Below are 26,811 nucleotides of genomic sequence, written 5' to 3' on the forward strand. Positions count from 1 at the left end.
AGGAGCGCGGAACGCGCGTCTCGAAGCACGACGGCCCAGCCGGCAGCCGGGCCGTTCATCCTTCGAGGCTCGCAAGAGCTCGCGCCTCAGGATGACGAGCAAAGAGGAGCGGAATGCCGCAGACAACCGGAGCGCAGTCCCGTTACATCATCCGCTCATGCATCTCGAAATCGACGTAGACCGGCGGAAGATGCAGCCCGCGGCCGGCAAGCATTTTTGCGCTCCCGGCTCCGAGTTCGGTGACCTCGAGTGAGATGCCGAGTCCGTCCCGGTAGAGGATCGGCTGATAGCCCTTGATGATTCTCTGGCCGAACGCGGGATAGGGCGGCGCGCCATCGGAGAACGCGTGGCGGAATGCCTGGTAGAGCGTCGACGATCGCAGGGTCTCCATCGCGGCGCGCCCATGCCCTTCGGCAAGGCAGATGCGGATTCGGAAATAGGTGTTGTAGCTTTGACGCAGCTTCTCGATCGCAATGAATCCGGCTGCGCCCGCTCCGTCGAGCGCGTAATAGGCCGTCGTCCGATCCTGTTCCGGCGTCGCCGTCTCGGCCGCCTGCAACTGCTCTTTCTCCTTGTGCAGCAGGCCGGCAATGTCGGTCTGTCCCGCGTCCTTGCGCAGTTCAACTGCGCAATTGCGCACGATGCTGGTGCTTGCGCGATGGTTCAGGTCGATCTCCGCGCCGCCGTCCGGTAGGGCGTGCCAGCCGGCGGCCTCAAGTCGCGCCCCTGATCCGGAAAACAGCGCGTTGAATGGCGGTGAGGTGATGCCGTGTCCGTAACGCGCGCAGAGATCGACGACGATCCCGCACGCGGCAGTGACGCCGGGGTCGGTTTTGTCGGCGACGGCCGATGTCCCGCCATCCGCCGGGATCGCGAATACGGCCATGACGGCTTTGGAAAAACCGGAGACCTTGCGTTCCGCCTCTCGCCTGGCGAGCACGGCCGGATCAGGCGGAGGTGCTTCCGATGAATCGACGCCGGACGTCGCCCGTGCCGTCGAAGCGGTCTGCAGGCTTCGGCGGCCGAGTGCGGCGAGGAAGCAGAAGGCAGAGAAAGCAAAGGCGCAGGTCGCCGGGATCGCGGCGATCAATCCATACGGCACGTGCACGCCAAACCATGCCTCGATGCGATCCTGGACAGCGGAAAAGAAGTAGAAGATGACAAACGGCGCAACGGCGAAGAACACCGCAAGGCCGGTGGTCAGGCCACTGTCGTGGAAGCGCCGGGCCGTCACGGCAAACAGCGGCAGCGCTATTGCGACGGCGGCGTAGACCGTCTTGTCGAGCTGATGGGCTGCGAGCAGGAGCAGCAGACAAAAGCCGAAGAACCACCAGAACTCGGCACGCGAAGCCCGTCCGGTGAAATCAGCGAACTTCCTGAAACAGGTGGCGATCGACGCGGTGGGATGCACGACCATCTCCGGCAGACGGCAGCACTCTAGCGGCGAAGATTTACGTTTCCCTATTGCTGAGCGGACAATTGTGGCCTTCAGGCGCAATTGCGGACGGTATCGATTTACGTCAACATCGCCTCCACGAAGGCTCCCATGCGAGGGATGCCGTTGGAGGCGCGCCGATGCCAACCGATGCCACCGATGCAATTGAAGCCGGAATCCGGTCCGCGTTCACGGCATACTCCAAGGAGGATGATCCGGACTGGCGGAGCGCGTGCTGGATCAAGCCGGATGAGTGCTCCCACCTCGCACGGAGCATATTGAAGGAATTGGCGGCCCGCGGCCTTGAGATCGTCAAGAAGCCGGCTTGATCGCCTCAAGACTCCGACGATTCATGTCACGAGAATGCGGATGTATGCCTCATCGGCGCGCCAAACATTCAGCGTCGTCCTGGCGAAGGCCAGGACCCATTACCCCAACTGTCGGTTGTCGCGCGACGCTGGGGGCCGCTTTCCCGTTCACAAGCAAATTCGCCTTCGCCAGGACGACGGTGGAGACATCGCGCTTCCCCACTAACCCCTCTCGATTGGCAGGGACTCATCCTTCGCCCATTCGCCCATCGAGCCGTCATAGAGCGTGAGATTGTCGTAGCCGAGCCGATGCAGCTGGAACAGGTCGATGGTCGCGGAGATGCCGCCGCCGCAATAGGCGACGACGCGCTTGTCCTTGGTGATGCCTTGCGCAGCAAACGTCGCTTCGGCCTCCTCAAGCGGCACGAACGTCTTGTGCTTGGGATCGATCAAGGTCGCCGCCGGCACGCTGACGCTGCCGGGGATGCGGCCGGGTCGGCCGTAACGGCTCGGCTCCAGTCCCTTGTAGAATTGCGGGCCGAGCGCGTTGACGATGACGGTGTCGCCCTCCGTGGTCGCGGCGAGCACGTCATGCTTGTCGACGAACATGCCGTCCTTCGGCCGCGCCGGAAACGTCGCCGGCGGATAGCCGCCGGCAAGTCCGGTCTCGATGTCGCGTCCTTCGGCGGTCCATTTGTCGATGCCGCCGTCGAGCACGGCGGCACCCTCGAAGCCGAGCGAGCGCAGCATCCACCAGAACCGCGTCGCCCACATTGCGGTGCCGATCGAATAGAGCACGACGCGGCTGCCCGCCGAGATGCCGTGGCGGCCGAACGCGGCTTCGAGCTGCGCTGTCGGCGGCATCATGAAACGCAGATGGGTATTGGCCTCGGAGAATTCGGCCTGCAAATCCAGGAAATTCGCGCCCGGGATGTGGCCGGCCTCGAACGTCTGGCGGCCCGAGACGACAATATAGGGAACGTTGCTGCCGGCGGGAGCCGGCTCCAGATAGGTCGTGCAGTCGAACAGGCGAAGGTCCGGCCGGGTCAGTATCTCGGCAAGTTCCGCCGTGGTGATCAGCTCGCTGTTGCCGGCCATTTTGCGTCCTCCCGGTGTGTGTTTAACGGGATGCTAAGATGCGCCAGATCACATGAAAAGCTGTCACTTTGCCCTTTGATTCACCCCAATCCGGTCCAATATAGCGGGGCATGCAGGACGCCGCTGCATGGCTTGCGTTTGGCCTCAATCGGCGCCATAAGCTATTGAATTCACTCCGAAACACGATCGTTTGGCCCGCCGCGCGCGAGGCCCATCGCCCCCTTGGTGAATGTCACCAAAACCTGATATTCGAGACGCCATGAACAAGCCCGAGATTTTGCCGCAAGACGACGTCGCCGGCCCCGCGCCGCGGCACCAAACCACGCAGGTCATGGTCGGCAACGTCGCCGTCGGCGGCGGCGCGCCGATCGTCGTGCAGTCGATGACCAACACCGACACCGCCGATGTCGACGGCACCATCGCCCAGGTCGCCGCGCTCTCCCGCGCCGGCTCCGAGATGGTCCGCATCACCGTCGACCGCGAGGAAGCCGCCGCTGCCGTGCCGCACATCCGTGACGGCCTGCGCAAGCGCGGCATCACCACGCCCCTGATCGGCGACTTCCACTATATCGGCCACAAGCTGCTCGCCGAATATCCGGCCTGCGCCGAAGCGCTCGACAAGTACCGCATCAATCCCGGCAATGTCGGCTTCAAGAACAAGCGCGATACGCAGTTCGCCGACATCATCGAGATCGCCAACAAGAACAACAAGCCGGTGCGCATCGGCGCCAATTGGGGCTCGCTCGACCAGGAGCTGCTCACCAAGCTGATGGACGAGAACACGGCGTCTGCGAATCCGCGCGATGCCCGCGCCGTGACGCGCGAGGCGATGGTGCAGTCGGCGCTGCTGTCGGCGGCGCGCGCGCAAGAGCTCGGCATGCCGAAGAACCGGATCATCCTGTCGGCGAAGGTCTCCGCCGTGCAGGACCTGATCGCGGTCTATCAGGAAGTCGTGCGCCGCTCGGATTATGCGATCCATCTCGGCCTCACCGAGGCCGGCATGGGCTCGAAGGGCATCGTGGCCTCCTCGGCCGCGCTGGGCATCCTGCTGCAGCAGGGCATCGGCGACACCATCCGCATCTCGCTGACGCCGGAGCCCGGCGGCGATCGCACGCTGGAAGTGCAGGTCGCGCAGGAATTGCTGCAGACCATGGGCTTCCGTACCTTCGTGCCGCTGGTTGCGGCATGCCCGGGCTGCGGCCGCACGACCTCGACCACGTTCCAGGAGCTGGCGCGCTCGATCCAGGATTTCATCCGCGACGAGATGCCGGCCTGGAAGACCAAGTATCCGGGCGTCGAGCAGCTCAACGTCGCGGTGATGGGCTGCATCGTCAACGGCCCGGGCGAATCCAAGCATGCCAATATCGGCATCTCGCTGCCCGGTACCGGCGAAGCGCCGGCCGCGCCTGTCTTCGTCGACGGCAAGAAGTTCCGCACCCTGCGCGGTCCGGGCATCGCCGCCGACTTCAAGGCATTGGTGATCGACTATATCGACCAGCGCTACGGCAACGGCGCCAAGCTGCCGGAGCAGGCCGGCGCCGCGGAGTAGTTTCACTCCGCGCGTGACCCACACTCAACCGTTGTTCCTGCCTAGTGCGCAATTGCGCACGGGAGCAGGGACCCATAACCACAGGATGTGGTTGTGGCGCGAGATGCGGGTTACCAGCCTTCGCAAAACCCGATCCTGTGGTTATGGGTCCCGGATCTGCGCTCCGCTTCGCTGCGCTTGTCCGGGACGACAGATATGTTTGAGGCGCAGATTGCGCTTCCGTCGATGCGCGTTACCATGCTCCCAATCAAGAATGATTGGGAGAACGCCCATGAGCTCGCTATCCGGCAAGCAGGGTCCGCGCTATCGCCACCTCGCCGACCAATCCGAGCCCTATGAGACCATCGGCGTCGAGAAGCTGACGCCGATCATCGGCGCGGAGATCTCCGGCGTCGATATCGGCAAGCTCGTTGGCGACGATGCGCGCTCCAACCGCCAGATGGACGAGATCCATCGCGCGCTCGCCGAAAACCTCGTCATCTTCTTCCGCGACCAGCACATCAGCCCCGACCAGCATCTCGCCTTCGGCCGCAAGTTCGGCGAGCTGCATGTGCATCCCGCCGCGCCCAATGAGGGCGATCCGGCGCTGATGAAGATCTACGCCGACAAGGATTCCCCACGCGCCAATGGCGAGGGCTGGCACACCGACGTGTCCTGCGATCTCGAGCCGCCGATGGGCTCGATCCTCTACATCAAGCAGTGCCCGCCGCGCGGCGGCGACACCCTGTTCGCCAACATGTACGCCGCCTATGAGGCGCTGTCGGACCGCATGAAGGCCTATCTCGACGGGCTGACCGCGCTGCATGATGGCGAACAGACCTATCGTGGCCTGTATGCGAACTACGGCGTCGCCGACAAACGGGAATATCCCCGCGCCGAGCATCCGATGGTTCGCACCCATCCGGTGACCGGCAAGAAATCGCTCTACGTCAATCGCGGCTTCACCCGCTTCATCGTCGGCATCCCGCGCGACGAGAGCGACGCCATGCTGGCCTATCTCTACCAGCACGCCGAGAATCCGCTGTTCCAGTGCCGCTTCCGCTGGACCGAGAACGCGATCGCGTTCTGGGACAACCGTTGCGCCCAGCATCGCGCGATGTGGGATTACTGGCCGCACACCCGCTCCGGCACCCGCGTCACCGTGAAGGGAGAGCGGCCGGTGTGAGATTTCGTAGGATGGGTAGAGCCAACGGGTCCGCGCAACGCGCGGCCCCGTTGGCTCCACCCATCCTACGAACTACAACGAAAATAAACTCGGGAGACCGCCTATGCTTCGCGCCGAGGACAACAAATTCCTCACCGAATCCGGTGAGGGGACCGGCATGGGCGAATTGCTGCGGCGGTTCTGGATTCCGGTGCTGCTGTCGGAGGAGTTGCTGGAGCCGGACAGCGATCCGAAGAAGATCGTCGTGATGGGCGAGGAGCTGCTCGCCTTCCGCGACACGAGAGGCGTGGTCGGCGTCATCGACCAGTACTGCCCGCATCGCGGCGCCAATCTCTGGCTCGGCCGCAACGAGGAATGCGGCATCCGCTGCGTCTATCACGGCTGGAAGTTCGACACCGACGGCCGCTGCGTCGACATGCCGACGTCGTATCCGGACCTCAACGCAAAGGACCTGATCCGGATCAAGTCCTATCCGGTGCGTGAATGGGGCGACATGATCTGGGCCTATATGGGCCCGGCCGATCAGATGCCTGAACTGCCGGCGCTGGAGATGGCGCTGCTGCCGGCCTCGCACCGCTTCGTCACCAAGAAGTGGCAGGACTGCAACTGGGTGCAGGCGGTGGAAGGCTCGATCGACACCGCGCATTTCACCTTCGCACACCTCTCCTTCGAGAAGGAGGAGAACGAGATCCTCGACATCAAGAAGCATTTCGTGAACCCGCTGACGCGGGTCGCGACCGATCACATGCGCTGGATCGCCGAGGATCCGCGCCCCGTCATCAAGATCAATCCGCATGAGGCCGGCCTCACGGTGGCGGGCGGACGGCTCACCGGCAGCGACAACATCTACTGGCGCATCGCCCAGTTCCTGATGCCGTTCCACAGCTACGCGCCGAGCTCGATGCCGGGCGAGAACATGTTCGGCCAGACCTTCGTGCCGGTCACCGACACCAATTGCTGGATCTACACCTATGCGTGGAATCCCCACCGGCCGCTGACCGATGCCGAGCGCGAAGGCTACGCCAACGGCAACGGCGTGATGGCTGTCGTCGACGAGAACTACGTGCCGCTGCGCAACAAGGCCAACGACTATCTGATCGACCGCAAGCTGCAGCGGACCAAAAGCTACACCGGCATCAAGGGCGTCTCCGAGCAGGACGCCGCGGTGCAGGACAGCCAGGGCCCGATCGCCGACCGTACCCGCGAGCATCTCGGCCCGACCGATCTCGGCATCATGCATTTCCGCAAGCTGGTCATGGAGGCGGCCCGCGCGCTGCAAAAGGGCGAGGCGCCGCCGCATGCTCAGCATCAGGACCGCTACACCGTGCGCTCCGGCGCCTGCGTCACCAGCAAGACCAAGGACCTCACCGCCGTCATGATCGAGCGGTTCGGCGACCCCGCCGGCTTCGTCGGCGGTCCCGGCCAGAACGCCGCGGCGGAATGATATCCACTGTCGTCCCGGCGAAGGCCGGGACCCATAACCACAGGGTTGCGTTGTTGAAGCGCGGTGTGGCTCCAGCCCGCAAACCAATTGGTACTTGTGGTAATGGGTCCCGGCCTTCGCCGGGACGACGGGTGGAGATACCGCGCGCTACAAAGGAATCCTGCGATACTCGCGGTTCGACAGGCTCGCCTCCTCCAGATCCAGGTCGCGCTCGATCCGCCGCCTGGTCTCGTCGGTGATCTTGCCGTCGCGCAGCAGCATATGGATGAACTTGCGCTCGGAGGCGATCAGCTCCCGCGTCAGCTCGGTGCCGGTGGCGGAGACGTCGTGCGTGTCGGGATTGAGCGAGTCGGGCAGCTGGTTGATCCGGATCTCGTGCCGCGAGCGCAAGAGCTTGATGACCTCGTCGGAAAGCTCGCGGTCGTCGGTGATGGCATCGAGCGACTTCAGCGCGGCGTTCAGCGCCTCGCGCCGCGCCGCGATCTCCTGCTCGTGCTCGGCGATGTGCTCGCTGCGCCCGTCCCTGGCGAGGCCGAGCCAGCGCACCACCGGCGGCAGAGTGAGGCCGAGCCCGACCAGCGTCACGAAGATCACGCCGAAGGCGACGAACAGGATCAGGTCGCGATACGGGAAGGCGTCTCCGCTCGGCAGCGTCAATGGCAGCGCCAGCGCCGCGGCGAGCGAGACCGCGCCGCGCACGCCGGTGAAGGCGACCACGAACACCGCCCGCCACGACGGCAGCGGATCGCGCTCGCTCACGCGTCGGCTGATCCAGCGCGGCAGATAGGTGCCGGGAAACACCCAGACGAAGCGCGCCACGATCACGATGACGGCGACCAGCACGGTCGCGGTGAGGATGTCGTGCAGCGGGAACGACTTCGACTTCTCGTACAGCGAACGCATCTGGAAGCCGGTCAAGAGGAACAGCAGGCCCTCGATCAGATAGATGATCAAGTCCCAGAAGAAGATGCCCTGCAGGCGCGTCGCGGCCGAGATCAACAGCGGTCCGTTCCAGCTCATGTAGAGGCCGCAGGCGACGGTCGCGATCACGCCGCTGCCGCCGAAATGCTCGGGGATCCAGTAGGCGAGATAGGGCGTGATCAGCGACAGCGTGATCTCGACCTGCGGATCCCTGGCGCGGCGGCGGGCGCGCAGGCTGAGCCAGCCGACCGCGGTGCCGAACGCGATCTCGCCGGCGACGATGACGAGGAAAGTGCCGGTCGCCTTCGGCAGCGAGAACAGCCCGGTGGTGATCGCGGCGAGCGCGAAGCGGTAGAGAATCAGCGCGGTCGCGTCATTGGCGAGCCCTTCGCCCTCGAGCACCACCAGGATGCGGCGGGGCATGCCGAGCCTGCGGGCGATCGCCAGCGGCGCGACCACGTCGGGCGGCGCGACGATGGCGCCGAGCAGGAAGCCGATGCTCCAGGGCAGGCCGATCAGATAATGGGTCGCGGTTGCGACCATGAAGGCGGTGAAGATCACGCAGCCGACCGACAGCAGGATGATCGGCCGCAGATTGGCCTTGAACTCGCGCCAGCTCATCGCGACGCTCGCCGAATAGATCAGCGGCGGCAGCACCACCAGCAGCACGAGCTCGGGCGGCAGTTCCAGCGACGGCATGCCCGGCACGAAGGCGAGCACGATGCCGACCAGCAGCAGCAGGATCGCGGGCGCGATATCGGTTCGCCGCGCCACCAGGGCGGTTCCCGCCAGCACGCCGAGCAAAGTGAGAAAAATCTGAAACTTGGCTTCCATAACGGGCTCAATTCGCCCGGAAACCAGCGCCAGTCAATGCGGTCCGGCCGGAGCCGGACCGCAGGGGGCGCGTCACAAAGCCGTCGCGGGCGCGCCGCGCCCGGTCGATCAATCCCTGAGGTCGTAGCGGTACGACTTCGAGACGATCTGCCAGCCGTCGGCGAGCTTCATCGCCACCAGATAGTCGGTGAAATAGCGCGGCGGCAGCTGGCAGCGCACCTTGATGAAGGCGGTGTTGTCGTCGGAGCGGTCGATGGTGACGATAAAATCCTCGCGCGGCTTGCCTTCGGCCTTCGCCGAGGTGCGCTTGCGCACCAAGGCAAGCCAGTCCGGCACGGTCAGGACCTTCAGCTCGCCCTTCTCCACCCAGCGCAAATCGGCGCTCGGATGAAAAGCCTCGGCGAGCTTGTCGGCATTGCTCTCGTAGAGACCGTCGAAATAGGTTTGCACGACGCTTTCGACGCTGGATCGATCTTGGCTCATCGGTTGGTCCTCCCGGCAGGATTGGATCGGCTGGAGCGTTTTCGAGCGAAGCGGGTGCCGGTTCGCGTGGAGAAAACGCGTCAGGCTCGAATCTAGAGCCCGCGTTCCGATTCAATCGGAACGGAAAGGGCTCCAGGATTTAGCCATGAACCGCTAGATTGCGCCATGGCCGGCGACAAAATTCTGCGTGAGGGACGAGTTGTGACCGCATCTGCAAATTCGAACGAACATATCCTGACCGGCGAATGCTTCTGCCGCGACGTGCGCTACGAGGTGGCTGACGCGTTTGCCTATGCGCTCAATTGTCACTGCTCGAACTGCCGGCGCACCACGGGATCGGCGTTCAAGCCGTTCGCGGGAATCGCGCGCGACAAATTCACCGTGGTCGGCGGCGCTAACGAGCTCCTGATCTATGGCGATGAACTCACCCACGACGCGCATTGCGGCCGCTGCGGCTCGCTGCTCTATTCGCTGGTCCGCGACGGCGCCTATGTCCATGTCGCGATGGGCACGCTGCGCGATGCGCCGGCGATCCGGCCGACCGCCCATATCTTCGTCGGCTCCAAGGCGCCGTGGTACGCGATAACGGACGATCTGCCGCAATATCAGGAGCACGTGACGCAAGGCGGGGAATAAATCCGCGCGACGTCATCGGCGTGCTGCTTGTCGTCCTTGCCGACCGCCTTGCGCACGGCATCTCATCAGGCGGCGCAGCTAGATCGCGCTCGCGGCGATGTTCACCATCAGGGCGAGCAGCGCGGTGTTGAACACGAACGAGATGATGCCGTGCACGGTCGCGGTGCGGCGGATGATCTTGTCGGTGATGCCGACGTCTGAGACCTGCGCCGTCATGCCGATCACGAACGAGAAATAGACGAAGTCCCAGTAATCGGCGTCGGCATGTTCCTCGCCGCTCGGAAACTGCAATCCGCCGGGCGTCTCGCCGCGGTAATACTCATGGGCGTAGTGCAGCGCGAACGCGGTGTGCACCAAGGCCCATGACAGCGTGATGGTGACGATTGCCAGCGCCAGTCCGGCCGGGCTGCCTTTGGATGCGCCGAGCTCGAACACGATGGCGGCGAGGCTCGCCAGCGCGCCGAACGCGGTCAGCAGCAGGATCAGGAAACGTCCGTCGTCCTGCAGGATGGCGCTTCGCTTGATATGGGCGACGCCACAGCGCAGCATCATCACATAGGCAAGCACGAGATACAGCGCGGCGAAGGCATCCCAGCCCGCGAGCAGGCGGGTGACGAGGCGCGGTGCTCCCGGCACCAGCAGCGCAGCCAGGATGCCGAAAGCGATCGAGCCGAAGGTGCGCGGCCGGCCCACGACGACGCGGACCGGCAGCGGCAGCTTGCGGAAGCGAACAAGGCGGTCGTCGATCTCCCTGTTCATTTCGCGCGTTGCTCTCGGCTAGTTCTTGCGCTCGGCGACGAAGCGGGCGGCGGCGCGCAGCACGTCGCCTCGGTCGCCGAACACCGACAGCGCAGCGTCGGCACGCGCGAGGAGATCGCGCACGCGCTGCTTGGCGCCATCGATGCCGAGCTGGGTGACGAACGTGGTCTTGCCGAGCGCGGCGTCAGCGCCGGCCGGCTTGCCGAGCGCGGCAGCATCGCCCTCGACGTCGAGCAAATCGTCGGCGATCTGGAAGGCTTCACCGAGTGCTTTGCCGTAATCGTCGAGCGCCTGGTACTCCTTTTGTGAGGACTGGCCGAGGATCGCGCCGGCGATGCAGCCGAAGCGGAGCAGCGCGCCGGTCTTCATCTGCTGCAGGCGCGCGACATCGACCGGCTCGCGGTCGCCGAAGCGGCCTTCGCCGGCGAGGTCGAGGATCTGGCCGCCGGCCATGCCGCCGACGCCGGAGGCGCGCGCCAGCGCGCGGGTCAACAGCAGGCGGACCTGGGCGTCCTTGTGGATCGCATCACGGGTGATGATGTCGAATGCGATGGTGAGCAGCGCGTCGCCGGCGAGGATTGCGGTGGCGTCGTCATAGGCCTTGTGCAGGGTCGGGCGGCCGCGGCGCAGATCGGAATTGTCCATCGCCGGCAGGTCGTCGTGGATCAGCGAGTAGCAGTGGATGCATTCGAGCGCGGCGCCGACCAGCAGGGCGGCTTCGCGCGGGATGCCGAACACCGCGGCACTCTCGACCGCGAGGAACGGCCGCAGCCGCTTGCCGCCGCCGAGGCTCGAATAGCGCATCGCCTCGATCAGCCGCTTCGGGCGCACGATCTCATCGCTTTCGGTCGCGTCGGACAGCAGTTTGGCGAGCAGGGCTTCGGTATCCTCCGCGGTCTGGTCCAGCCGCTTGGAAAACTCTGCAGTACCGGTCGTCATTAAGAATTGCTCCAGATCGATTTTCGGCCGGACAATCGTTGATGGCATCGGCTTCGTCAATTCCCGCCCTGCGACGGAATGCGCCTTAAAAGTGCTGGAAAAACCGTGAATTATCCCGCAGACGTCGACGGCGCCGGCCGTGTTCTGGCGGGCGGGTCCCAAATCCTTCCTGGAATGGTCCTCCCCGGAAACCCTGCTTTGCGCATCGTCCGAATTTTGTTGCTGCTTTTGCTGGCCCTGCTGTTGCTGCCGTATCTGGTGGCGCCGTTCTACCGTACCGGCCATCCGGTTTCGGCGCTGATGGCCTGGCGGACCCTGCGCGGGGCCCCGGTGACGCGGCATTGGATCGATTTCGGCGCGATGTCGCCCTATCTGGCGCGGTCCGTGGTCGGCTCGGAGGATGCTCATTTCTGCAAGCATCGGGGCATCGACTGGGGCGCGCTGCGCGAGGTGCTCGACGACGCCGAGGATGGCGAGGTGGCCCGCGGCGGCTCGACCATCACCCAGCAGGTCGCCAAGAACCTGTTCCTGTGGTCCGGCCGCAGCGTGATCCGCAAGGGGCTGGAACTGCCGCTGGCACTCTGGATCGATCTCGTGTTGCCCAAGCAGCGGATCCTGGAAATCTACCTCAATATCGCGGAAATGGGCCCGTCCGGCCAGTTCGGCGCCGAAGCCGGCGCCCAATATGCCTTCGGCCGGTCCGCCGCGGGGCTGTCAGCCCGCGAGGCCGCGCTTTTGGCGGCGATCCTGCCGAATCCGGCCAAGAGGAGCGCCCGGAACCCCGGCCCGGGGGTCCGCAGGCTGTCCGCCACCTATATGGTCCGGGCCAACTCCGTGACGCGCTGCTGGCGCGAAAATCGCGGCTCCTGAGGCCGATTTCGGGCGCTTTTTGCTGTCTCCGGCCCTAGCTTTACGCAGTGCCTTCCTCTATAAGCGCGGCCTTACCGGCATCGCAGCTTGCGCTTCGAAGCGCTGAGCCGTCCGCATTTCGGACGATGCCTCCGCAACACCCCTAGAGGACACCGTCATGGCCGTTCCCAGAAGAAAAACCTCGCCGTCGCGCCGTGGCATGCGCCGTTCGGCCGATGCGATCAAGACCCCGACCTATGTCGAGGACAAGGACTCCGGCGAACTGCGCCGTCCGCACCACCTCGACCTGAAGACCGGCATGTACAAGGGCCGTCAGGTCCTGAAGGCCAAGAAAGAGTCCTGATCGGACATTCGGTCCACGCGCCGCAGCCATGCGGCGCGGCGCCTGAATTCGGTCAACGAGTGCGGCCAAGACGGGCGCGTCCGCGGCGAGGCCAATGAGCGTCGCCGCATTGCTGGTTCTCCCTGAATAAGGCGCAAGCCCCGATGGTCGGTTTTCCGCTGCTGCTCGTTCCGCTCGCGGTCTACAACATCATCGCTTTCCTGATGCCCGGCGTGTCGTTCACGGACCCGCTGATCAGGCTGACATTGCTGTCGGGCGAGCAGTGGCAGATCACGCTCAGCGACATGCTGCTCGCCGCCGCCGTACTGCTGTTGCTGCTCGAGGTCATCAAGGGCGCGCGCCCCGGCGCGAAATATCTCACCGACCATCTGCTGTCGCTGATCGTGTTCGGCGCCGCCGCTGCCGAATTCGTGCTCTGGCCGAAATTCGGCAACTCGACCTATGGCCTGCTCACGCTGCTGGCGCTGGTCGATTTCATTTCCGGAATTGCGCTGCGCACCCGCCGCCGTGCGGTGGTCGCACCGGCGCCCAGCGCCGGCAGGGCGCACCCTGCGGCAGCTGAGGCACCGCAACCTGCACCCGTAGCGGAGCCGGCACCCCGGCCTGAGCCCGCGCCTGTCGCCGCGCCGGCGCCTGCCGCGCCGCCACCGGCCGCACCGGTCCCCTCGGCGACGTCGGTTGCGGAATCCGTGCTACTCGATCAGTCCGCGCCAAAGCCGACGGTGACCTCGCCGGATTTGCAGCCGGGCGGCCATCCGCCGTCGGACGCGCCGCAGCGCTGATATTTTCCTAGATGATCTGCCGGGTCCGCCGCGCCACGCTGCGGCGTTCGTCGACATGCGGGCCGTAAGCGCTCTGCGCGTCGGCCAATGACCCACGCCGCTGCCCGCGCGTCTGCGGTTCGTGTGCGGCGGTCGCGATCAGATGAGCCACAAACGACGGATCGGCATGCGGCAGCGGGATCTTGGGCGCCCAATGGGTGGTCGCGGCCAGCGGCACCAGCGCCGTGCTGGCCGCCGCAGCATCGCCGGTGCACTCGCCGTCGAGGATTTCCGATTGATCGATATCCGGCATCGTCTGCGACCCGTTGGAGCGTCATAGTTTGGGACGTTGCGGCCCTCCGCAACACCCCTGTGGCAAGGGTCATGCCCGCCGTCCCCAGTTCGTTCCCGGACAGTCGAAAACGTGGTTTCCAGATTATTTATCAACTTCACCTAGCGTTGGATTCGCCGGAACCACTATCTTGAGAGCGTGTAGAATCACCGGGCGCCGTCCCAAATCGAGACATGTTCGATGCCCCCTGTCCCGCCAGCTGCCAGCATCCTCGCCTCGCTCGGCCAAGCGACATTCGCCTGGGACCTCGCGAGCGATGCGATCGCCTGGAGCGACAATGTGGCAGCGGTCTTCCCGGATATCCCGGTCGCGGCGCTGGCGAGCGGCGCCGAGCTTGCAAAGCTGATCGAGCCATCGCGCTCGGTGCGATCCGATGCGCTCGGCGCGCCGGCGCCGGTACGCGGCGGGGAGGGCGTTCCCTACCGGATCGAATATGGCGTGCGGGCCGTCACCTCGGCGCCGGTGATCTGGATCGAGGAGACCGGCTGCTGGTTTGCCGGCGCCGACGGCAGGCCGGCGCGCGTGCAGGGCGTCGTCCGCATCAACAATGAGCGGCATGCCCGCGACGAGCAGCTGCTGAAGCTGTCGCGGCACGACCCGCTGACCAATGAGCTCAACCGCACCCATCTGATCGCCTCGCTCGCCGAGACGATGGAGGAGTGCGCGCGCTTCCGCTCCTCCTGCGCCTTCATGCTGATCGGCATCGATCACCTCGCGCGCGTCAACGATGCCTTTGGCTTCGATGTCGCCGACGCCGTCATCGCCGAGGTCGCGAAGCGGATTCGTGCGCGGCTGCGCAGCGGCGACATGCTCGGCCGCTTCTCCGGCAACAAGTTCGGCCTGATCTTGCGCAACTGCACCGTCGACGACACCAATGTCGCGGCCGAGCGCTTCCTGGCCGCGGTGCGCGACGAGGTGGTGCCGACCAAGTCCGGCCCGGTATCGGTGACGGTCTCGATCGGCGCCGTCACCATTCCCCGCCATGCGCGGTCGGCGGAGGAGGCGGTCAATCGCGCCCAGGAGACGCTGGACGCGGCCAAGAGCCGCCGCGCCGGATCGTTCGCGCTGTGGAAGCCGAATGTCGAGCGCGACGCCCAGCGCCGCGTCAACATCCGCGTCACCGACGAGATCGTCACCGCGCTGAACGAGCGCCGCATCGTGATCGGCTTCGAGCCCGTGGTCGATGCGTGCCTGCGGCAGCCCGCGTTCTACGAGTGCCTGGTCCGGATGGAGCAGGACGACGGCCGCGCGCTGCTCGCGCCCGATATCGTGCCGGTCGCCGAGCGGCTCGGCCTGATCCGGCTGGTCGATCACCGTGTGCTGGAGCTCGCCATCGCCGAGCTCGCTGCCGCTCCCGGCGTACAGCTCAGCCTCAACATCTCGCCCGACACCACGATGGATCCGGACTGGTGGGCCACCATCGAATCTTTGATGCGCGCGCATCCCGGCGTCGGCGAGCGGCTGATCGTCGAGATCACCGAGACAGTGGCAATCCAGGATATCGACGACGTGCGCGGCTTTGTCACGCGCCTGAAGAACTTCGGCAGCCGGATCGCGATCGACGATTTCGGCGCCGGCTACACCTCGTTCCGCAACTTGCGCAAGCTCGGCGTCGACATCGTGAAGATCGACGGCGCCTTCGTGCAGAACATCGTGCGTTCGGCCGACGACCGCGCTTTCGTGCAAACGCTGATCGATCTCGCCCGCCGCCTCGAGATCAGGACGGTCGCCGAATGGGTGCAGGACGAGGAAGCCGCCGTGATGCTGCGCGAATGGGGCTGCGACTTCATCCAGGGCCGCCTGATCGGCCTCGCCTCGCCGGACCGCCCGTGGAACGCGCCGGCGGAGAAGCCCGTGCCCGCCACGGGCTGATCTGTTCGTCAAATCAACGGTGTCGTCCCGGCGAAAGCCGGGACCCATACGCCGCAGCCTCTCGATGAAGCGATCTGGCAGACGTTTGCTTCAAACAACCGACATTTGTGGTTATGGGCCCCGGCTTTCGCCGGGGCGACGTTGGGTGAGGTGCGCGGCGCAAAGCCATGCTCGTCCTTCTTCGGCTGACCGCCACGCTTCAGGCCTTTTCTTCAGCTCTCGCCGCCGGCGAAGATGTCCTTGCGGATCACTGCATGGACGCCCCAATTGCCGTCGACCACCTGGGTGACGCCGAAGTCGACGCCGAGCGAGATCAGCGAGATGGCCTCGTCCTCGGTCAGCTTCTTCGTCGTCATCAGGAATTTGCGCATCTTGCGGAAGGCGTCGCGCAGAGCGAGGTCGACCGACGACTTCTTGTAGATCTCGGTCTGCGCGCTGGAGCCGAGCTCGCTGAGATAGTTGGCATAGCTGAAGCCGTGCACCAGCCATTCGTCCTGGGTCTCCAGCATCGGGTAGTCGAGCGCTTCCAGCGCGGTGCCGGCGAGGTCGGCCTTCTTGTGCAGGATGATCTGGAAGGTGCCGTTGAGCGAGCATTCGATCGCGGTGCCGCACAGTTCGGAATCGCCCTGCGAAGCATGGGAGTCGCCGACAGAGAGCAGCCCGCCCTCGACCGCCACCGGGTAATACATCGTGGCGCCCTTGCCGATACGCCAATTGTCGATGTTGCCGCCGGTGTAGCTCGGCGGGATCGAATCGACGAACTCGGCCTCCTTCGGCGCGAGCCCGATCACGCCGAAATGCGGACGCACCGGGATGCGCACGTTCTTCAGGATGCCGTGGTTCTCCTTGACGGTCGAATGATCGACCGGGACGCCGGGATAATCGATCGTCTTGTGCACCACGCCGGACGGATCGGTCTGCGGCGTCCAGGTGAAATTGTAGACGGCGCGCGCCCAGTTGCGCTCGCCGGTCGCGTCGACCTCGTAGATGGTGACCACCTCGCGCGGCTTCGGCTCGGTGAGCAGATCCTTGTAGTGGAAGCCCCACGATGCCGCGGCGTTGCTGCCGAACGCCTTGCCGGAAAATTTCGGGTTGGCGCAGGGCCGCGGCGCGACGTCGATGATGCGCAGCTCGAGCACGTCGCCTTCCTCGGCGCCGCGCACGAACACCGGCCCGGTGCAGATATGCACCCCGAGGCCTTCGCCGGCGCCGCGTCCGAACAGCGAGGCATCCATCGGGCCGGCGCCGCGCCGGTTCACGCCCTTCTTCTCCTTGGTCCAGAGATAGACGCTCTCGACGCCGGGATCGCCCTTGACCATGCGCTCGGCATCGTCATTGGCGTGATGCGTCAGCGCCTCGATGGTGATGAAGTCGCCGGAATTGATCTCGACGCGCGGCTTCAGCGATTTGCTGAAATAGCCCCAATGCACGGTGTCGGCATTCGCTGGCAAATGGTGATAGGCGCGCTGCGCCGGCTGATGCTTCTCGGCGGCGGCCGCCATTTTCGGCGTCACCAGCGAGATGCCGCCGGCGGTCATTGCCGCGGCGCCGCCCGCCGCCGCGAAGCTTGAGCGCAGGAACGAACGGCGTTCGCGGTCGAGCGTCTCCTTGAACTGGCGATGATGCAATTCGAAGTCCGGGCAGTTCTTGTCGTCACCTGCGCACATCTTGAGCTCCTCCTTGGATCGAAAGTGCGCATGAGAGTGCATGGTGCCGCGCCGCTCCGACATGACCGGGCGCGCCCAATAATTTGTCGGCGCGCTTGCTGTCGTCGCGGCGCAAAGGCCTGTGCAACAGCGTGCAAGGCATCTGCGGCGGCCGTCTTCGCATCGCGGCATGGCCGGAGCGGTCAAGAATTTGGGCGCATTCGATCAAGTTGCACTGCGTTCGCCGCTGATAGCGCTGCCACGCGAAAGCGGCCGCTTCCGCGCGTTGCACGCAGGCTGGGCAACATGTGCCGTCGCAACACGCTTGCCGCCTGCCTGCAATCGGTGCAGGCTGCGTTCACGGCTCTGTGAGTGGAACGCTGCGGTGCTGCGGCCTGGAGGGGTGATGGTCGCGACGACCTATCGGGTTTCGGTCGATGCGATCCCGCGGCAAAACCGGCGGGAGGTCTGGCGCGAGGCGCTGGCCGGTTTGCAGCTCGATTGCGAATTGCCGGAGGCCGGCCAATTCCAGTTCGGCGAATTGACCGCGAAGCGCTCGACCAGCGGCGGCCAGCTCGCGCTGCTGCGTTCCACCGAGCAGCAGATCGTCTGCAGCGGTCATGCGGCCTCGCCGGGAATGCCGGCGCGGGTCGCCATCATCTTCCACGGATACGGCCGCGGCAGCATCACGTCCGGCCAACGCAGCTGCGAGTTTGCCGACAACGACGTCTCGGTGTGTGACCTGCAATCGCCGTGGCGGATGACCTTGCGCGAGGATTTCGAGATCCTGTTGCTCGAACTGCCACGTGAGCGGCTGCTCGGCCGGCTCGGGCATAATCGCTTGCGTTTGCCGGCCGTGCTCGGCGCGACGATCGCCGCTGCGTCCGTGCGTCCGGTGATGCGGACCCTGGGCGGCAATTTCGCGATCCTGGACAAGGCCGATCTCGTCACCGCCGAGGTCGCGGTCACCGAACTCGTCGCCGGCGCGCTGCTCGGCGAGACGCGGCTCGATGCAGAAGCGATGACGCAGGTCCAGGCCGGCCATCTGCGCCGGGTCGATGCCGCGATCGAGGCCCAGCTCGGCAATGCCGGCCTGACCATCGCCGACATCGCGCGGCAGGAAGGGCTGTCGCAACGCTATCTGCAACGGCTGTTCGAACGGCAGAACACGACGTTCTCGGCCTATGTGCGTGAGCGGCGGCTGGAACGCTGCTGCAATGATCTGATCGATCCGAACTATGCTGACCAGCGCATCGCCGAAATCAGCTACCGCTGGGGCTTCACCGATCAGGCGCATTTCAGCCGGATGTTCAGCGCGACCTACGGCACCTCGCCGCGCGACTTCCGCAAGGCGGTGCCTCGTGATGTGGAGGGCGAGCGCACGCGCGGCCGGCCGCGGCTGGCGCGTGGCACCGCAACGGTGCTGCGGCTCGCGCCAAATCTCGCGTCAAGCCCGGTTGCGCGCGAGACGGTTGCGCCGCTGGAGCCGATCGTACCGGTTGAACCGGCGGGGGCTGTGCCGGAAGGGCGGGGCGCCTCGCATCACCATCTCAAGGTGTCCAGGGAGACCGCGCATTGGGGCTATCTCAGCCGCGCCATCCCGCCCGTCATGAGCGTGCAGTCGGGCGCGGTGGTGACGATCGAGACGCTGACCCAGCATGCCTTCGATGATTACGAGCGCATGATCAAGGGTGATCCCGGCGCGGAGAGCGTGTTTCGCTGGACCGCCGAGGGCAAGTCGGTCGAACGGCGCGGCGCCGGTCCGATGGACGGTTCGATCTTCGGCCGCGGCGCCGGCGAAGGGTTCGGCGTGCACATCTGCACCGGGCCGATCTATGTCTGCGGTGCGGAGCCGGGCGATGTACTCGAGGTGCAGATCCTCGACATCTGGCCGCGGCCATCAGCCAATCCGGCCTACGCCGGCAAGTCGTTCGGCAGCAATGCCGCGGCCTGGTGGGGCTTTCAGTACAACGATCTGATCGATCCGCCGGCCAAGCGCGAGACCATCACGATCTTCGAGACCGATGCGCAGGCCGAGTGGGCCCACGCCGTCTATTCCTACCGCTGGACGCCGCAGACCGATCCGTTCGGCGTGCGCCACGAGACGATGGATTATCCCGGTGTGCCGGTCGATCACGCCACCGTCGAGAAACAGCCCGGCGTGCTCGCCGGCGTACGGATTCCGGCGCGGCTGCATTTCGGCTTTATGGCGGTGGCGCCGCGCGAATCCGACATCATCGATTCGATTCCGCCCGGCTATTTCGGCGGCAATGTCGACAATTGGCGCGCTACTAAGGGCACCACGCTCTATCTGCCGGTCGCAGTATCAGGCGCGCTGTTCTCGATCGGCGATCCGCATTTCGCGCAAGGCGATGGCGAGGTCAACGGCACCGCGCTCGAGCTTTCGCTCACCGGCCAGTTTCGCTTCATCCTGCACAAGAGCGGCAGGGCGACCAAGCCGCATGTCGAAGGGCTGGCGCATCCGCTTTTGGAAACGCCGGAGGAGTGGATCCTGCATGGCTTCAGCTACGGCAATTATCTGCGCGAGCTCGGGCGCAACGCGCAGTCGGAGATCTACCAGCGCTCGTCGGTCGATCTGGCGCTGCGCAATGCGTTCCGGGCGACGCGCAAATTCCTGATGGAGTGCTACTGTCTCAGCGAGGACGAGGCGCTGGCGCTGATCTCGCTCGGCGTCGATTTCGGCGTCACGCAGGTTGCCGACGGCAATTGGGGCGTGCACGCGATCGTCCGCAAGAGCATGCTTCCCGGGGCAAGCGGCGCCTGACGCCGGCAGAGTTGCCGCCGTCAGGATTGCGCGAAACGATAGCGGCCGGTGCGTCCGGCCGATCGGCGATAAGGACCTACTCGTCCTTCTTCGTCGGCTGCGACATGCGCTCGAGGCGTTCCTGCATGTCCTTCATCTGGCGGCGAAGATCGTCGATGTTGCCGTCATCGGGCGTGGGCTCCGGCGCCTTGTCGGCCTCGCCGCCACCGCGTTGCGGCACGAACGGCTTGAACATCGAGAAGGTCTGCTGGAACAGCTCCATGTTGCGGCGGACCTGTTCTTCCAGCGGCGCAAACGGTGTGCCGCTCAGCGCGCCCGCGATCTGCTTGCGGAATTTTTCCTGTTCCTTGGTCAGCGTCTCGATCGACTGTTCGAGATACTTCGGCACCACCATCTGCATGCTGTCGCCGTAGAAGCGGATCAGCTGGCGCAGGAAAGTGGTCGGCAGCAGGTTCTGCCCGGCCTTGTTTTCCTGTTCGAAGATGATTTGCGCGAGCACGGAGCGGGTAATGTCGTCGCCGGTCTTGGCGTCATAGACGAGGAAATCCTCGCCTTCCTTCACCATCGCCGCGAGATCCTCGAGCGTGACATAGGTGCTCGTCCCGGTATTATAGAGCCGCCGGTTCGCGTATTTCTTGATCGTGGTCGGTTGTTCAGATTTTGCCATGGGCTCTCACTTCAACACCGAAGAACCTGGAACCCCACGGCATCGCCGCAGGGCAAAATGCAACGCATCGCAGCAAAGGTAAGCATTTTCAAAGCGGTTCGGCTACAGTTTTGTGCTGTGCGGTTAATTCCAAAGCATAGGATTTGCTCAGGAAAGTGCCAAGGGCGTCATTTTGAGTGCGTCGCGGCGCGATTTGCCCGACAGTGCGATTGACATGTCTCAACGAGGTTTACAGGATAGCCGTCAAGAGACAGGCCCGCCAAATCGGCCGCCCGCCGTCGAGAAACCCAGCTACAACCCATAGGAGATGTCCATGTCAGACGATGTCGTCATCGTCAGCGCCGCCCGCACCCCCGTCGGTAGCTTCAACGGCGCTTTCGCCACCACGCCGGCCCATGACCTCGGGGCCATCGCCATCAAGGCGGCGCTGGAGCGTGCCGGCGTCGAGGGCGGTCAGGTCTCCGAAGTCATCATGGGCCAGATCCTCACCGCCGCGCAGGGCCAGAACCCGGCCCGCCAGGCCTCGATCGCGGCCGGCATCCCGGTGGAAAGCCCGGCCTGGGGCGTCAACCAGCTCTGCGGCTCGGGCCTGCGCACCGTGGCGCTCGGCTACCAGGCGCTGCTCAACGGTGATTCCTCGATCGTCGTCGCGGGTGGCCAGGAATCCATGAGCATGGCCCCGCACGCGCAATATCTGCGTGGCGGCGTCAAGATGGGCGGGCTCGAGCTGATCGACACCATGATCAAGGACGGGCTGTGGGATGCCTTCAACGGCTACCACATGGGCAACACCGCCGAGAACGTCGCCAAGCAGTACCAGATCACCCGGTCGCAGCAGGACGAGTTCGCGGTCGGTTCGCAGAACAAGGCCGAGGCGGCGCAGAAGGCCGGCAAGTTCAAGGACGAGATCGTCCCGGTCACCATCAAGTCCCGCAAGGGCGATATCGTGGTCGACGCCGACGAGTATCCGCGCCATGGCGCCACGCTCGACGCGATGGCCAAGCTCCGCGCGGCTTTCGAGAAGGACGGCACCGTGACCGCCGGCAACGCCTCGGGCATCAATGACGGCGCCGCTGCCGTCGTGCTGATGACCGCCAAGGAAGCCGCCAAGCAGGGCAAGAAGGTGCTGGCCCGCATCGTGTCGTGGGGCCAGGCCGGCGTCGACCCCAAGATCATGGGCACCGGCCCGATCCCCGCCTCGCGCGCCGCGCTGAAGAAGGCCGGCTGGAACATCGCCGACCTCGATCTGATCGAGGCCAACGAGGCGTTCGCGGCGCAGGCTTGTGCGGTGAACAAGGACCTCGGCTGGGATCCGGCCAAGGTCAACGTCAATGGCGGCGCGATCGCGATCGGCCATCCGGTCGGCGCGTCGGGTGCGCGCGTGCTGGTGACGCTGCTGCACGAGATGCAGAAGCGCGATGCCAAGAAGGGCCTCGCGACGCTGTGCATCGGCGGCGGCATGGGCATCGCTATGTGCGTTGCACGCGACTGAACAAAAGGCAGCGAGGCCGGTTAGGTGATGAAAAGATCATCTGTCAACCGCGAAGCGAGCTGATAAATAAGATGCCCGGCTTTGCGCCGGGCATTTTTGTTTCGACAGCATGATCCGGAAAAGTGTGAAGCGGTTTTCCGAGAAGACCATGCTCAAAAAAGGGAGCCAAAGCGCGATGACAATTCAACCTGATCTCATCGCGCTTTGTTGAGTGAGTGCGTAGGCCGGAGTTATCCGGTTATAAAAGACGGCCAAGGAGGAAACGGACATGGCACGTGTTGCATTGGTGACGGGCGGAACGCGCGGTATTGGAGCTGCGATCAGCAAGGCGCTGAAAGCGGCGGGCTACAAGGTGGCGGCGAGCTACGCCGGCAATGACGCCGCGGCGGAGAAGTTCAAGGCGGAGAGCGGGATTCCGGTCTACAAGTGGGACGTCGCCTCGTTCGACGCCTGCGCGGCCGGCGTCAAGCAGGTCGAGGCCGATCTCGGCCCGGTCGACGTGCTCGTCAACAATGCCGGCATCACCAAGGATACCGCGTTCCACAAGATGACGGTCGAGCAGTGGAATGCCGTGATCAACACCAACCTCGGCTCGCTGTTCAACATGACGCGCCAGGTGATCGAGGGCATGCGCGCCCGCAAGTTCGGCCGTGTCATCTCGATCTCTTCCATCAACGGCCAGAAAGGCCAGTTCGGCCAGGTCAACTACTCCGCGGCCAAGGCCGGCGACATCGGCTTCACCAAGGCCTTGGCGCTGGAGAACGCCAAGGGCGGCATCACCGTGAACGTGATCTGCCCCGGCTATATCAACACCGAGATGGTGCAGGCGGTGCCGAAGGACGTGCTCGAGAAGAACGTGATCCCGCAGATTCCGGTCGCCCGGCTCGGCGAACCCGAAGAGATCGCGCGGGCCGTGGTCTTCCTCGCCGCAGACGATGCCGGTTTCATCACCGGCTCGACGCTGACCGTGAACGGCGGCCAGTATCACGCCTGACGCGAGCAGCGTCGTCGCGTCGCAGGCGCGCACAATCAAGTAGCGAATGCCCGGCCTTGTGCCGGGCATTTTCGTCTTTACAACGCGCCACACGCGAAGGAAGACGTGGCCGGCCGGGACATCGGCGAGCGGTTGCAGACGGCCATCCTTTGGACAGTCATGCCCGGCCACGACGGATTGAATTGAGATGACGACCCGAACTGCCACCCTTGTCGGACTGACCGCCATCCTGATGTGGTCGCTGCTGTCGGTCATGACGGTCGCGACCGGGACTATCCCGGCGTTCCAACTCGCGGCCATGACGTTTGCGATCGGCGCCGCGTTCGCGTTCGCGAGCTTCCTGTTGCGTCCGTCAGCCTTCGGCGCGTTGAAGCAGCCGCTGGTCGCCTGGGTCGTCGGCGTCGGCGGGCTGTTCGGCTATCACGCGCTGTATTTCCTGGCGCTGCGCTTCGCCCCGCCGGCCGAGGCCGGCCTGCTCAATTATCTCTGGCCGCTGTTGATCGTGCTGTTCTCGTCACTGCTGCCGGGCGAGCGGCTTGCGGTGCATCACATCGTCGGCGCGCTGCTCGGGCTCGCCGGCACCGTGCTGCTGTTCGCCGGCAACACCGGCGCCTTCACAAAAGAGCAGATTCCAGGCTTCGCGGCCGCCTTCGTCGCGGCTTTCGTCTGGGCGTCCTATTCGGTGATGTCGCGCCGGCTCAAGGCGGTGCCGACCGATGCGGTGGCAGGCTTCTGCCTCGCGACCGCCGTGCTTGCGGCGCTCGTGCACATGATGGTGGAGACGACGGTGTGGCCCGCGACGCCGCTGCAGTGGCTTGCCGTCGTCGCGCTCGGCATCGGTCCGGTGGGGGCCGCGTTCTTCGCCTGGGATATCGGCATGAAGCGCGGCGACATCCGCGTGCTCGGTGCCGCATCCTACGCCACGCCGCTGCTCTCGACCGCGTTCCTGATCGCAGCGGGCTTCGCCAAGCCCAGCGCCAATATCGCGATCGCCGCGATCCTGATCGCCGGCGGCGGGCTGATCGCGGCAAAGGACATGGTGCTGAGAAAAAGAACGTAGGATGGGGAGAGCGAAGCGAAACCCATCGCCTTTGGTCCACGCGGCGAGATGATGGGTTTCGCTGGGCTCTACCCATCCTACGAAGAAGGTTGTTGCTACTGTTTCACCGTCACCCTGAGGAGGCCGCAACGCGGCCGTCTCGAAGGGTCGACGGCCCCGTCTGTGGCCGATTCATCCTTCGAGGCTCGCTCCGCTCGCACCTCAGGATGACGGGGAAAGACCCTGCGACGCCGGCTCCCAGCCCTTTGGCGCTAGCTCGAATTTCGCGAACTCGAATCCCGGCGCGACGGTGCAGCCGACCAGCGTCCAGTCGCCACAGCTTTCGGCGGCCTGCCATGCGTGCGCCGGCACGATCGCCTGCGGCTGCTCGCCGCGCGCCACATCCGGCCCGAGCGTGATCGAATGTGGGCCGCCGTCCTCCGCAATCCGCAGCGTCAGCGGCGCGCCGGCGTAATAGTGCCACATCTCGACCGCATCGATGCGATGCCAATGCGAGCGCTCGCCGCGCGCCAGCAGGAAATAGATCGCGGTCGAGTGCGCGCGGCCATTGGCGTCGCAGCGCGCGTCGCGAAACGTCTCGCGATAATGTCCGCCTTCGGGATGCGGCTGCAGCGCGAGCTGCGCGATGATGTCGGCAGCCGAGAGGTCGGCCATCACGACTTGTTCTTGCGCTCGCGGAGCTCGCCGAACACCAGCGCCGGGTCGGCGCCCTTCATGTGCAGCTTCGCCGCCACCGCGGACTCGTCGGCGCGCAGGAACACGTTGGCCTTCTTCTCGTCGCCGAGCAGCACCGGAATCGTCGGCTTGTTCTCGGCGCGCAGTTTTGTGACCTCTGCTGCGCGCGCCTGCAGGGCCGGATTGTCGGGCTCGATGGTGAGCGCGAATTTCACATTCGCAGCGGTATATTCATGGCCGCAATAGAGACGGAAATCGTCCGGCAGCGAGCGCAGCTTCAGCAGCGAATCCCACATCATGGGGTAGGTGCCCTCGAACACCCGGCCGCAGCCGATCGAGAACAGCGTATCGGCGGCAAACACCGCCTTCTCGCCGTCGAACACATAGGAGATGTGATCGAGCGTATGGCCGGGCGTCTCGACCACGCGTGCGAGCAGGCTGCCGACCTTGATGACATCGGCATTGGCGGCGCGCAGATCGACATTGGCGATCTTGGCCGACTGGTCGTGCGGGGCGACGACGCGGCAGCCGTATTTCTGCTTCAGCTCGGCGACGCCGCCGACATGGTCGCCGTGGTGATGGGTGATCAGGATATCCGTCAGCGTCCAGCCTTCGCGCTCCAGCGCCTTGATGATCGGGCCGGCTTCCGGCGCGTCGATCGACGCGGTCGCCTTAGTCGCGGGATCGTGGATCAAATACCCGAAATTGTCGGTGAGGCAGCTGAAGGTGCGAATTTCGGCGGTCATGATATCTCCACGAACAAACGGGACGGACATTTTCAAAGCATGATGTATTCGAAAGACCGGTATCGACTTTCCCGGGTCATGCTTTTAACGCGCCCAATATAGGGGTGAAATATGGCGTTAACGCTCCGGCGGCAATGCAATTTTCGGCGCACCCGGGCCGCAGGGGGCGTGTTAGGCTAAACACCATGGACGTCATCGACCTGCGCGACTTCTATTCGCAGCGCCTCGGCATCGTGGCGCGGCAACTGATCAACCGGGGCATCCGCGCGCGGTGGCCGAACGCGGAAGGCCAGCGCGTGCTCGGCCTCGGCTATCCGACCCCCTATCTCGGCCTGTTCCGTGAGTCCTGCGAGCGCTGCATTGCCTTCATGCCGGCGGCCCAGGGCGTGCTGAAATGGCCGACCGGCCGGCCGGCGCTGGCCACCCTGATTGACGAATTCTCGATGCCGCTGCCGGATGCCGCGGTCGACCGCGTGCTGCTGGTGCACGCGCTGGAGATGTCCGATGACCCGGAGCGGTTGCTGCGCGAGGTGTGGCGGGTGCTCTCGCCGTCGGGGCGGCTGATCGCGATCATCCCGAACCGCCGCGGCGTCTGGACGCGCACCGACGCCACGCCGTTCGGCCATGGCCGGCCCTATTCGCGGGCGCAGATCACGCAGCTGTTGCGGCAGACCTGGTTCACGCCGTCGTCGTGGGGCGAGGCGTTGTTCATGCCGCCGGTGCAGGGCAGCTGGTTCCTGCGCTCGGCGATGGCGTGGGAGCGGGTCGGCGCGGCGCTGTCGATGCCGTTCGCCGGCGTGCACATCGTGGAGGCGACCAAGCAGGTCTATCGCGCGATTCCCGCGCGCCGCGAGCGCACGCAGCTGATCCCGTCATTGCGTCCGGTGCTGGTGCCGTCCTCGACGGCGACGCGCAAATCGACTCACGCAGAGTCGTAACACGACCCGAGGCGTGACGCGGACAATTCACCCTCCCCG

Annotated in this window: 25 protein-coding genes; 14 read left to right on the forward strand and 11 right to left on the reverse strand. The window is 65.2% G+C overall.

The features are described 5' to 3' along the window. Positions 1 to 142: 142 nt before the first annotated feature. The gene (locus J2R78_RS18365; protein ID WP_253606010.1) at positions 143 to 1,411 is read right to left on the reverse strand and encodes a DUF805 domain-containing protein; all 1,269 of its coding nucleotides are present in this window, start codon (positions 1,409 to 1,411) and stop codon (positions 143 to 145) included. A gap of 164 nt (positions 1,412 to 1,575) precedes the next feature. Here J2R78_RS18365 and J2R78_RS18370 point away from each other — a divergent pair, with 164 nt between their 5' ends. Beyond that, positions 1,576 to 1,764 carry a hypothetical protein gene (locus J2R78_RS18370; protein ID WP_253606011.1) on the forward strand — a complete coding sequence of 63 codons (189 nt, stop codon included), beginning with the start codon at positions 1,576 to 1,578 and terminating at the stop codon, positions 1,762 to 1,764. 201 nt (positions 1,765 to 1,965) lie between these two features. On the opposite strand, the gene J2R78_RS18375 is transcribed toward J2R78_RS18370, so the two are convergent. After that, complete coding sequence (locus tag J2R78_RS18375; protein ID WP_253606013.1) at positions 1,966 to 2,841, reverse strand: sulfurtransferase; 876 nt, start codon at positions 2,839 to 2,841, stop codon at positions 1,966 to 1,968. A gap of 259 nt (positions 2,842 to 3,100) precedes the next feature. Here J2R78_RS18375 and ispG point away from each other — a divergent pair, with 259 nt between their 5' ends. The 3 genes from ispG to J2R78_RS18390 all read left to right on the forward strand — a co-directional run bounded on the left by ispG (position 3,101) and on the right by J2R78_RS18390 (position 6,999). Then, entirely contained in the window at positions 3,101 to 4,390 is a 1,290-nt protein-coding gene (ispG, locus tag J2R78_RS18380) for a flavodoxin-dependent (E)-4-hydroxy-3-methylbut-2-enyl-diphosphate synthase (protein ID WP_028338143.1), read from the forward strand. 271 nt (positions 4,391 to 4,661) lie between these two features. Then, a complete protein-coding gene (locus J2R78_RS18385; RefSeq protein ID WP_229192010.1) occupies positions 4,662 to 5,555 on the forward strand; it encodes a TauD/TfdA family dioxygenase in 894 nt (297 codons plus the stop codon). Positions 5,556 to 5,658: 103 nt separating this feature from the next. Then, positions 5,659 to 6,999 carry a Rieske 2Fe-2S domain-containing protein gene (locus J2R78_RS18390; protein ID WP_253606014.1) on the forward strand — a complete coding sequence of 447 codons (1,341 nt, stop codon included), beginning with the start codon at positions 5,659 to 5,661 and terminating at the stop codon, positions 6,997 to 6,999. A gap of 147 nt (positions 7,000 to 7,146) precedes the next feature. Here J2R78_RS18390 and J2R78_RS18395 read toward each other — a convergent pair whose 3' ends face one another. Together J2R78_RS18395 and J2R78_RS18400 are read right to left on the reverse strand one after the other, a co-directional pair. Continuing rightward, complete coding sequence (locus tag J2R78_RS18395; RefSeq protein WP_253606015.1) at positions 7,147 to 8,754, reverse strand: Na+/H+ antiporter; 1,608 nt, start codon at positions 8,752 to 8,754, stop codon at positions 7,147 to 7,149. A 108-nt stretch (positions 8,755 to 8,862) separates the two neighbouring features. Further along, the gene (locus J2R78_RS18400; protein ID WP_016847513.1) at positions 8,863 to 9,237 is read right to left on the reverse strand and encodes a nuclear transport factor 2 family protein; all 375 of its coding nucleotides are present in this window, start codon (positions 9,235 to 9,237) and stop codon (positions 8,863 to 8,865) included. Between the two features lie 201 nt (positions 9,238 to 9,438). On the opposite strand from J2R78_RS18400, the gene J2R78_RS18405 reads away from it, so the two are divergent. Continuing rightward, the gene (locus J2R78_RS18405) at positions 9,439 to 9,873 is read left to right on the forward strand and encodes a GFA family protein (RefSeq protein ID WP_253606016.1); all 435 of its coding nucleotides are present in this window, start codon (positions 9,439 to 9,441) and stop codon (positions 9,871 to 9,873) included. A 78-nt stretch (positions 9,874 to 9,951) separates the two neighbouring features. On the opposite strand, the gene J2R78_RS18410 is transcribed toward J2R78_RS18405, so the two are convergent. Beyond that, positions 9,952 to 10,632, reverse strand: coding sequence for a DUF1345 domain-containing protein (locus tag J2R78_RS18410; RefSeq protein WP_253606017.1), 681 nt, complete (start codon positions 10,630 to 10,632; stop codon positions 9,952 to 9,954). Positions 10,633 to 10,650: 18 nt separating this feature from the next. Continuing rightward, positions 10,651 to 11,571 (reverse strand): polyprenyl synthetase family protein, encoded by a 921-nt coding sequence (locus tag J2R78_RS18415; RefSeq protein ID WP_092090496.1) that lies wholly within the window; start codon positions 11,569 to 11,571, stop codon positions 10,651 to 10,653. Positions 11,572 to 11,769: 198 nt separating this feature from the next. On the opposite strand from J2R78_RS18415, the gene mtgA reads away from it, so the two are divergent. From mtgA to J2R78_RS18430, 3 genes are all read left to right on the forward strand, one after another. Then, positions 11,770 to 12,441, forward strand: a complete 672-nt coding sequence (gene mtgA, locus J2R78_RS18420) for a monofunctional biosynthetic peptidoglycan transglycosylase (protein WP_253609851.1) — start codon at positions 11,770 to 11,772, stop codon at positions 12,439 to 12,441. 157 nt (positions 12,442 to 12,598) lie between these two features. Next, positions 12,599 to 12,784, forward strand: coding sequence for a 50S ribosomal protein L32 (rpmF, locus tag J2R78_RS18425; protein ID WP_021077536.1), 186 nt, complete (start codon positions 12,599 to 12,601; stop codon positions 12,782 to 12,784). A gap of 143 nt (positions 12,785 to 12,927) precedes the next feature. Next, positions 12,928 to 13,566 carry a hypothetical protein gene (locus J2R78_RS18430; protein WP_057015581.1) on the forward strand — a complete coding sequence of 213 codons (639 nt, stop codon included), beginning with the start codon at positions 12,928 to 12,930 and terminating at the stop codon, positions 13,564 to 13,566. Positions 13,567 to 13,573: 7 nt separating this feature from the next. On the opposite strand, the gene J2R78_RS18435 is transcribed toward J2R78_RS18430, so the two are convergent. Next, complete coding sequence (locus J2R78_RS18435) at positions 13,574 to 13,858, reverse strand: hypothetical protein (RefSeq protein WP_069279792.1); 285 nt, start codon at positions 13,856 to 13,858, stop codon at positions 13,574 to 13,576. Positions 13,859 to 14,077: 219 nt separating this feature from the next. Between J2R78_RS18435 and J2R78_RS18440 the strand changes: the two genes are divergently transcribed. Then, on the forward strand, positions 14,078 to 15,769 hold the full coding sequence (locus J2R78_RS18440) for a bifunctional diguanylate cyclase/phosphodiesterase (RefSeq protein WP_253606018.1): 1,692 nt from the start codon (positions 14,078 to 14,080) through the stop codon (positions 15,767 to 15,769). Positions 15,770 to 15,981: 212 nt separating this feature from the next. Here J2R78_RS18440 and J2R78_RS18445 read toward each other — a convergent pair whose 3' ends face one another. Continuing rightward, positions 15,982 to 17,436: an acetamidase/formamidase family protein gene (locus J2R78_RS18445; protein WP_253606019.1), complete on the reverse strand. Its 1,455-nt coding sequence runs from the start codon at positions 17,434 to 17,436 to the stop codon at positions 15,982 to 15,984. A 385-nt stretch (positions 17,437 to 17,821) separates the two neighbouring features. On the opposite strand from J2R78_RS18445, the gene J2R78_RS18450 reads away from it, so the two are divergent. After that, entirely contained in the window at positions 17,822 to 20,200 is a 2,379-nt protein-coding gene (locus J2R78_RS18450) for an acetamidase/formamidase family protein (protein WP_253606020.1), read from the forward strand. Between the two features lie 76 nt (positions 20,201 to 20,276). Here J2R78_RS18450 and phaR read toward each other — a convergent pair whose 3' ends face one another. Beyond that, complete coding sequence (gene phaR / locus J2R78_RS18455) at positions 20,277 to 20,867, reverse strand: polyhydroxyalkanoate synthesis repressor PhaR (protein WP_057015574.1); 591 nt, start codon at positions 20,865 to 20,867, stop codon at positions 20,277 to 20,279. A gap of 313 nt (positions 20,868 to 21,180) precedes the next feature. On the opposite strand from phaR, the gene J2R78_RS18460 reads away from it, so the two are divergent. From J2R78_RS18460 to J2R78_RS18470, 3 genes are all read left to right on the forward strand, one after another. After that, positions 21,181 to 22,359 carry an acetyl-CoA C-acetyltransferase gene (locus J2R78_RS18460; RefSeq protein ID WP_016841132.1) on the forward strand — a complete coding sequence of 393 codons (1,179 nt, stop codon included), beginning with the start codon at positions 21,181 to 21,183 and terminating at the stop codon, positions 22,357 to 22,359. Positions 22,360 to 22,627: 268 nt separating this feature from the next. Beyond that, complete coding sequence (gene phbB / locus J2R78_RS18465; RefSeq protein ID WP_016841131.1) at positions 22,628 to 23,353, forward strand: acetoacetyl-CoA reductase; 726 nt, start codon at positions 22,628 to 22,630, stop codon at positions 23,351 to 23,353. 187 nt (positions 23,354 to 23,540) lie between these two features. Further along, positions 23,541 to 24,413, forward strand: a complete 873-nt coding sequence (locus J2R78_RS18470) for a DMT family transporter (RefSeq protein ID WP_253606025.1) — start codon at positions 23,541 to 23,543, stop codon at positions 24,411 to 24,413. Positions 24,414 to 24,614: 201 nt separating this feature from the next. Here J2R78_RS18470 and J2R78_RS18475 read toward each other — a convergent pair whose 3' ends face one another. Together J2R78_RS18475 and gloB are read right to left on the reverse strand one after the other, a co-directional pair. Next, positions 24,615 to 25,067 (reverse strand): cupin domain-containing protein, encoded by a 453-nt coding sequence (locus J2R78_RS18475; protein WP_253606026.1) that lies wholly within the window; start codon positions 25,065 to 25,067, stop codon positions 24,615 to 24,617. Next, positions 25,067 to 25,834, reverse strand: coding sequence for a hydroxyacylglutathione hydrolase (gene gloB, locus J2R78_RS18480; protein ID WP_253606027.1), 768 nt, complete (start codon positions 25,832 to 25,834; stop codon positions 25,067 to 25,069). Before gloB ends, J2R78_RS18475 begins: the two co-directional genes overlap by 1 nt. A gap of 185 nt (positions 25,835 to 26,019) precedes the next feature. On the opposite strand from gloB, the gene J2R78_RS18485 reads away from it, so the two are divergent. Then, a complete protein-coding gene (locus tag J2R78_RS18485) occupies positions 26,020 to 26,772 on the forward strand; it encodes a class I SAM-dependent methyltransferase (protein ID WP_028343579.1) in 753 nt (250 codons plus the stop codon). Positions 26,773 to 26,811: the final 39 nt, after the last annotated feature.

The sequence above is a fragment of the Bradyrhizobium sp. USDA 4538 genome (genome assembly GCF_024171045.1).
Taxonomy (GTDB): Bacteria; Pseudomonadota; Alphaproteobacteria; order Rhizobiales; family Xanthobacteraceae; genus Bradyrhizobium; species Bradyrhizobium australafricanum.

Excerpts from the sequence above, each read along its gene's own strand:
- J2R78_RS18430 (WP_057015581.1), top strand. The coding sequence starts at position 12,928 with ATGGTCGGTTTTCCGCTGCTGCTCGTTCCGCTCGCGGTCTACAACATC.
- rpmF (WP_021077536.1), top strand. The coding sequence starts at position 12,599 with ATGGCCGTTCCCAGAAGAAAAACCTCGCCGTCGCGCCGTGGCATGCGC.
- J2R78_RS18470 (WP_253606025.1), top strand. The coding sequence starts at position 23,541 with ATGACGACCCGAACTGCCACCCTTGTCGGACTGACCGCCATCCTGATG.
- J2R78_RS18440 (WP_253606018.1), top strand. The coding sequence starts at position 14,078 with ATGCCCCCTGTCCCGCCAGCTGCCAGCATCCTCGCCTCGCTCGGCCAA.
- phbB (WP_016841131.1), top strand. The coding sequence starts at position 22,628 with ATGGCACGTGTTGCATTGGTGACGGGCGGAACGCGCGGTATTGGAGCT.
- J2R78_RS18445 (WP_253606019.1), bottom strand. The coding sequence starts at position 17,436 with ATGTGCGCAGGTGACGACAAGAACTGCCCGGACTTCGAATTGCATCAT.
- J2R78_RS18410 (WP_253606017.1), bottom strand. The coding sequence starts at position 10,632 with ATGAACAGGGAGATCGACGACCGCCTTGTTCGCTTCCGCAAGCTGCCG.
- J2R78_RS18395 (WP_253606015.1), bottom strand. The coding sequence starts at position 8,754 with ATGGAAGCCAAGTTTCAGATTTTTCTCACTTTGCTCGGCGTGCTGGCG.
- J2R78_RS18435 (WP_069279792.1), bottom strand. The coding sequence starts at position 13,858 with ATGCCGGATATCGATCAATCGGAAATCCTCGACGGCGAGTGCACCGGC.
- J2R78_RS18370 (WP_253606011.1), top strand. The coding sequence starts at position 1,576 with ATGCCAACCGATGCCACCGATGCAATTGAAGCCGGAATCCGGTCCGCG.
- gloB (WP_253606027.1), bottom strand. The coding sequence starts at position 25,834 with ATGACCGCCGAAATTCGCACCTTCAGCTGCCTCACCGACAATTTCGGG.
- J2R78_RS18485 (WP_028343579.1), top strand. The coding sequence starts at position 26,020 with ATGGACGTCATCGACCTGCGCGACTTCTATTCGCAGCGCCTCGGCATC.
- J2R78_RS18450 (WP_253606020.1), top strand. The coding sequence starts at position 17,822 with ATGGTCGCGACGACCTATCGGGTTTCGGTCGATGCGATCCCGCGGCAA.
- J2R78_RS18460 (WP_016841132.1), top strand. The coding sequence starts at position 21,181 with ATGTCAGACGATGTCGTCATCGTCAGCGCCGCCCGCACCCCCGTCGGT.
- J2R78_RS18400 (WP_016847513.1), bottom strand. The coding sequence starts at position 9,237 with ATGAGCCAAGATCGATCCAGCGTCGAAAGCGTCGTGCAAACCTATTTC.
- J2R78_RS18385 (WP_229192010.1), top strand. The coding sequence starts at position 4,662 with ATGAGCTCGCTATCCGGCAAGCAGGGTCCGCGCTATCGCCACCTCGCC.
- J2R78_RS18475 (WP_253606026.1), bottom strand. The coding sequence starts at position 25,067 with ATGGCCGACCTCTCGGCTGCCGACATCATCGCGCAGCTCGCGCTGCAG.
- J2R78_RS18375 (WP_253606013.1), bottom strand. The coding sequence starts at position 2,841 with ATGGCCGGCAACAGCGAGCTGATCACCACGGCGGAACTTGCCGAGATA.
- J2R78_RS18415 (WP_092090496.1), bottom strand. The coding sequence starts at position 11,571 with ATGACGACCGGTACTGCAGAGTTTTCCAAGCGGCTGGACCAGACCGCG.
- ispG (WP_028338143.1), top strand. The coding sequence starts at position 3,101 with ATGAACAAGCCCGAGATTTTGCCGCAAGACGACGTCGCCGGCCCCGCG.
- J2R78_RS18390 (WP_253606014.1), top strand. The coding sequence starts at position 5,659 with ATGCTTCGCGCCGAGGACAACAAATTCCTCACCGAATCCGGTGAGGGG.
- phaR (WP_057015574.1), bottom strand. The coding sequence starts at position 20,867 with ATGGCAAAATCTGAACAACCGACCACGATCAAGAAATACGCGAACCGG.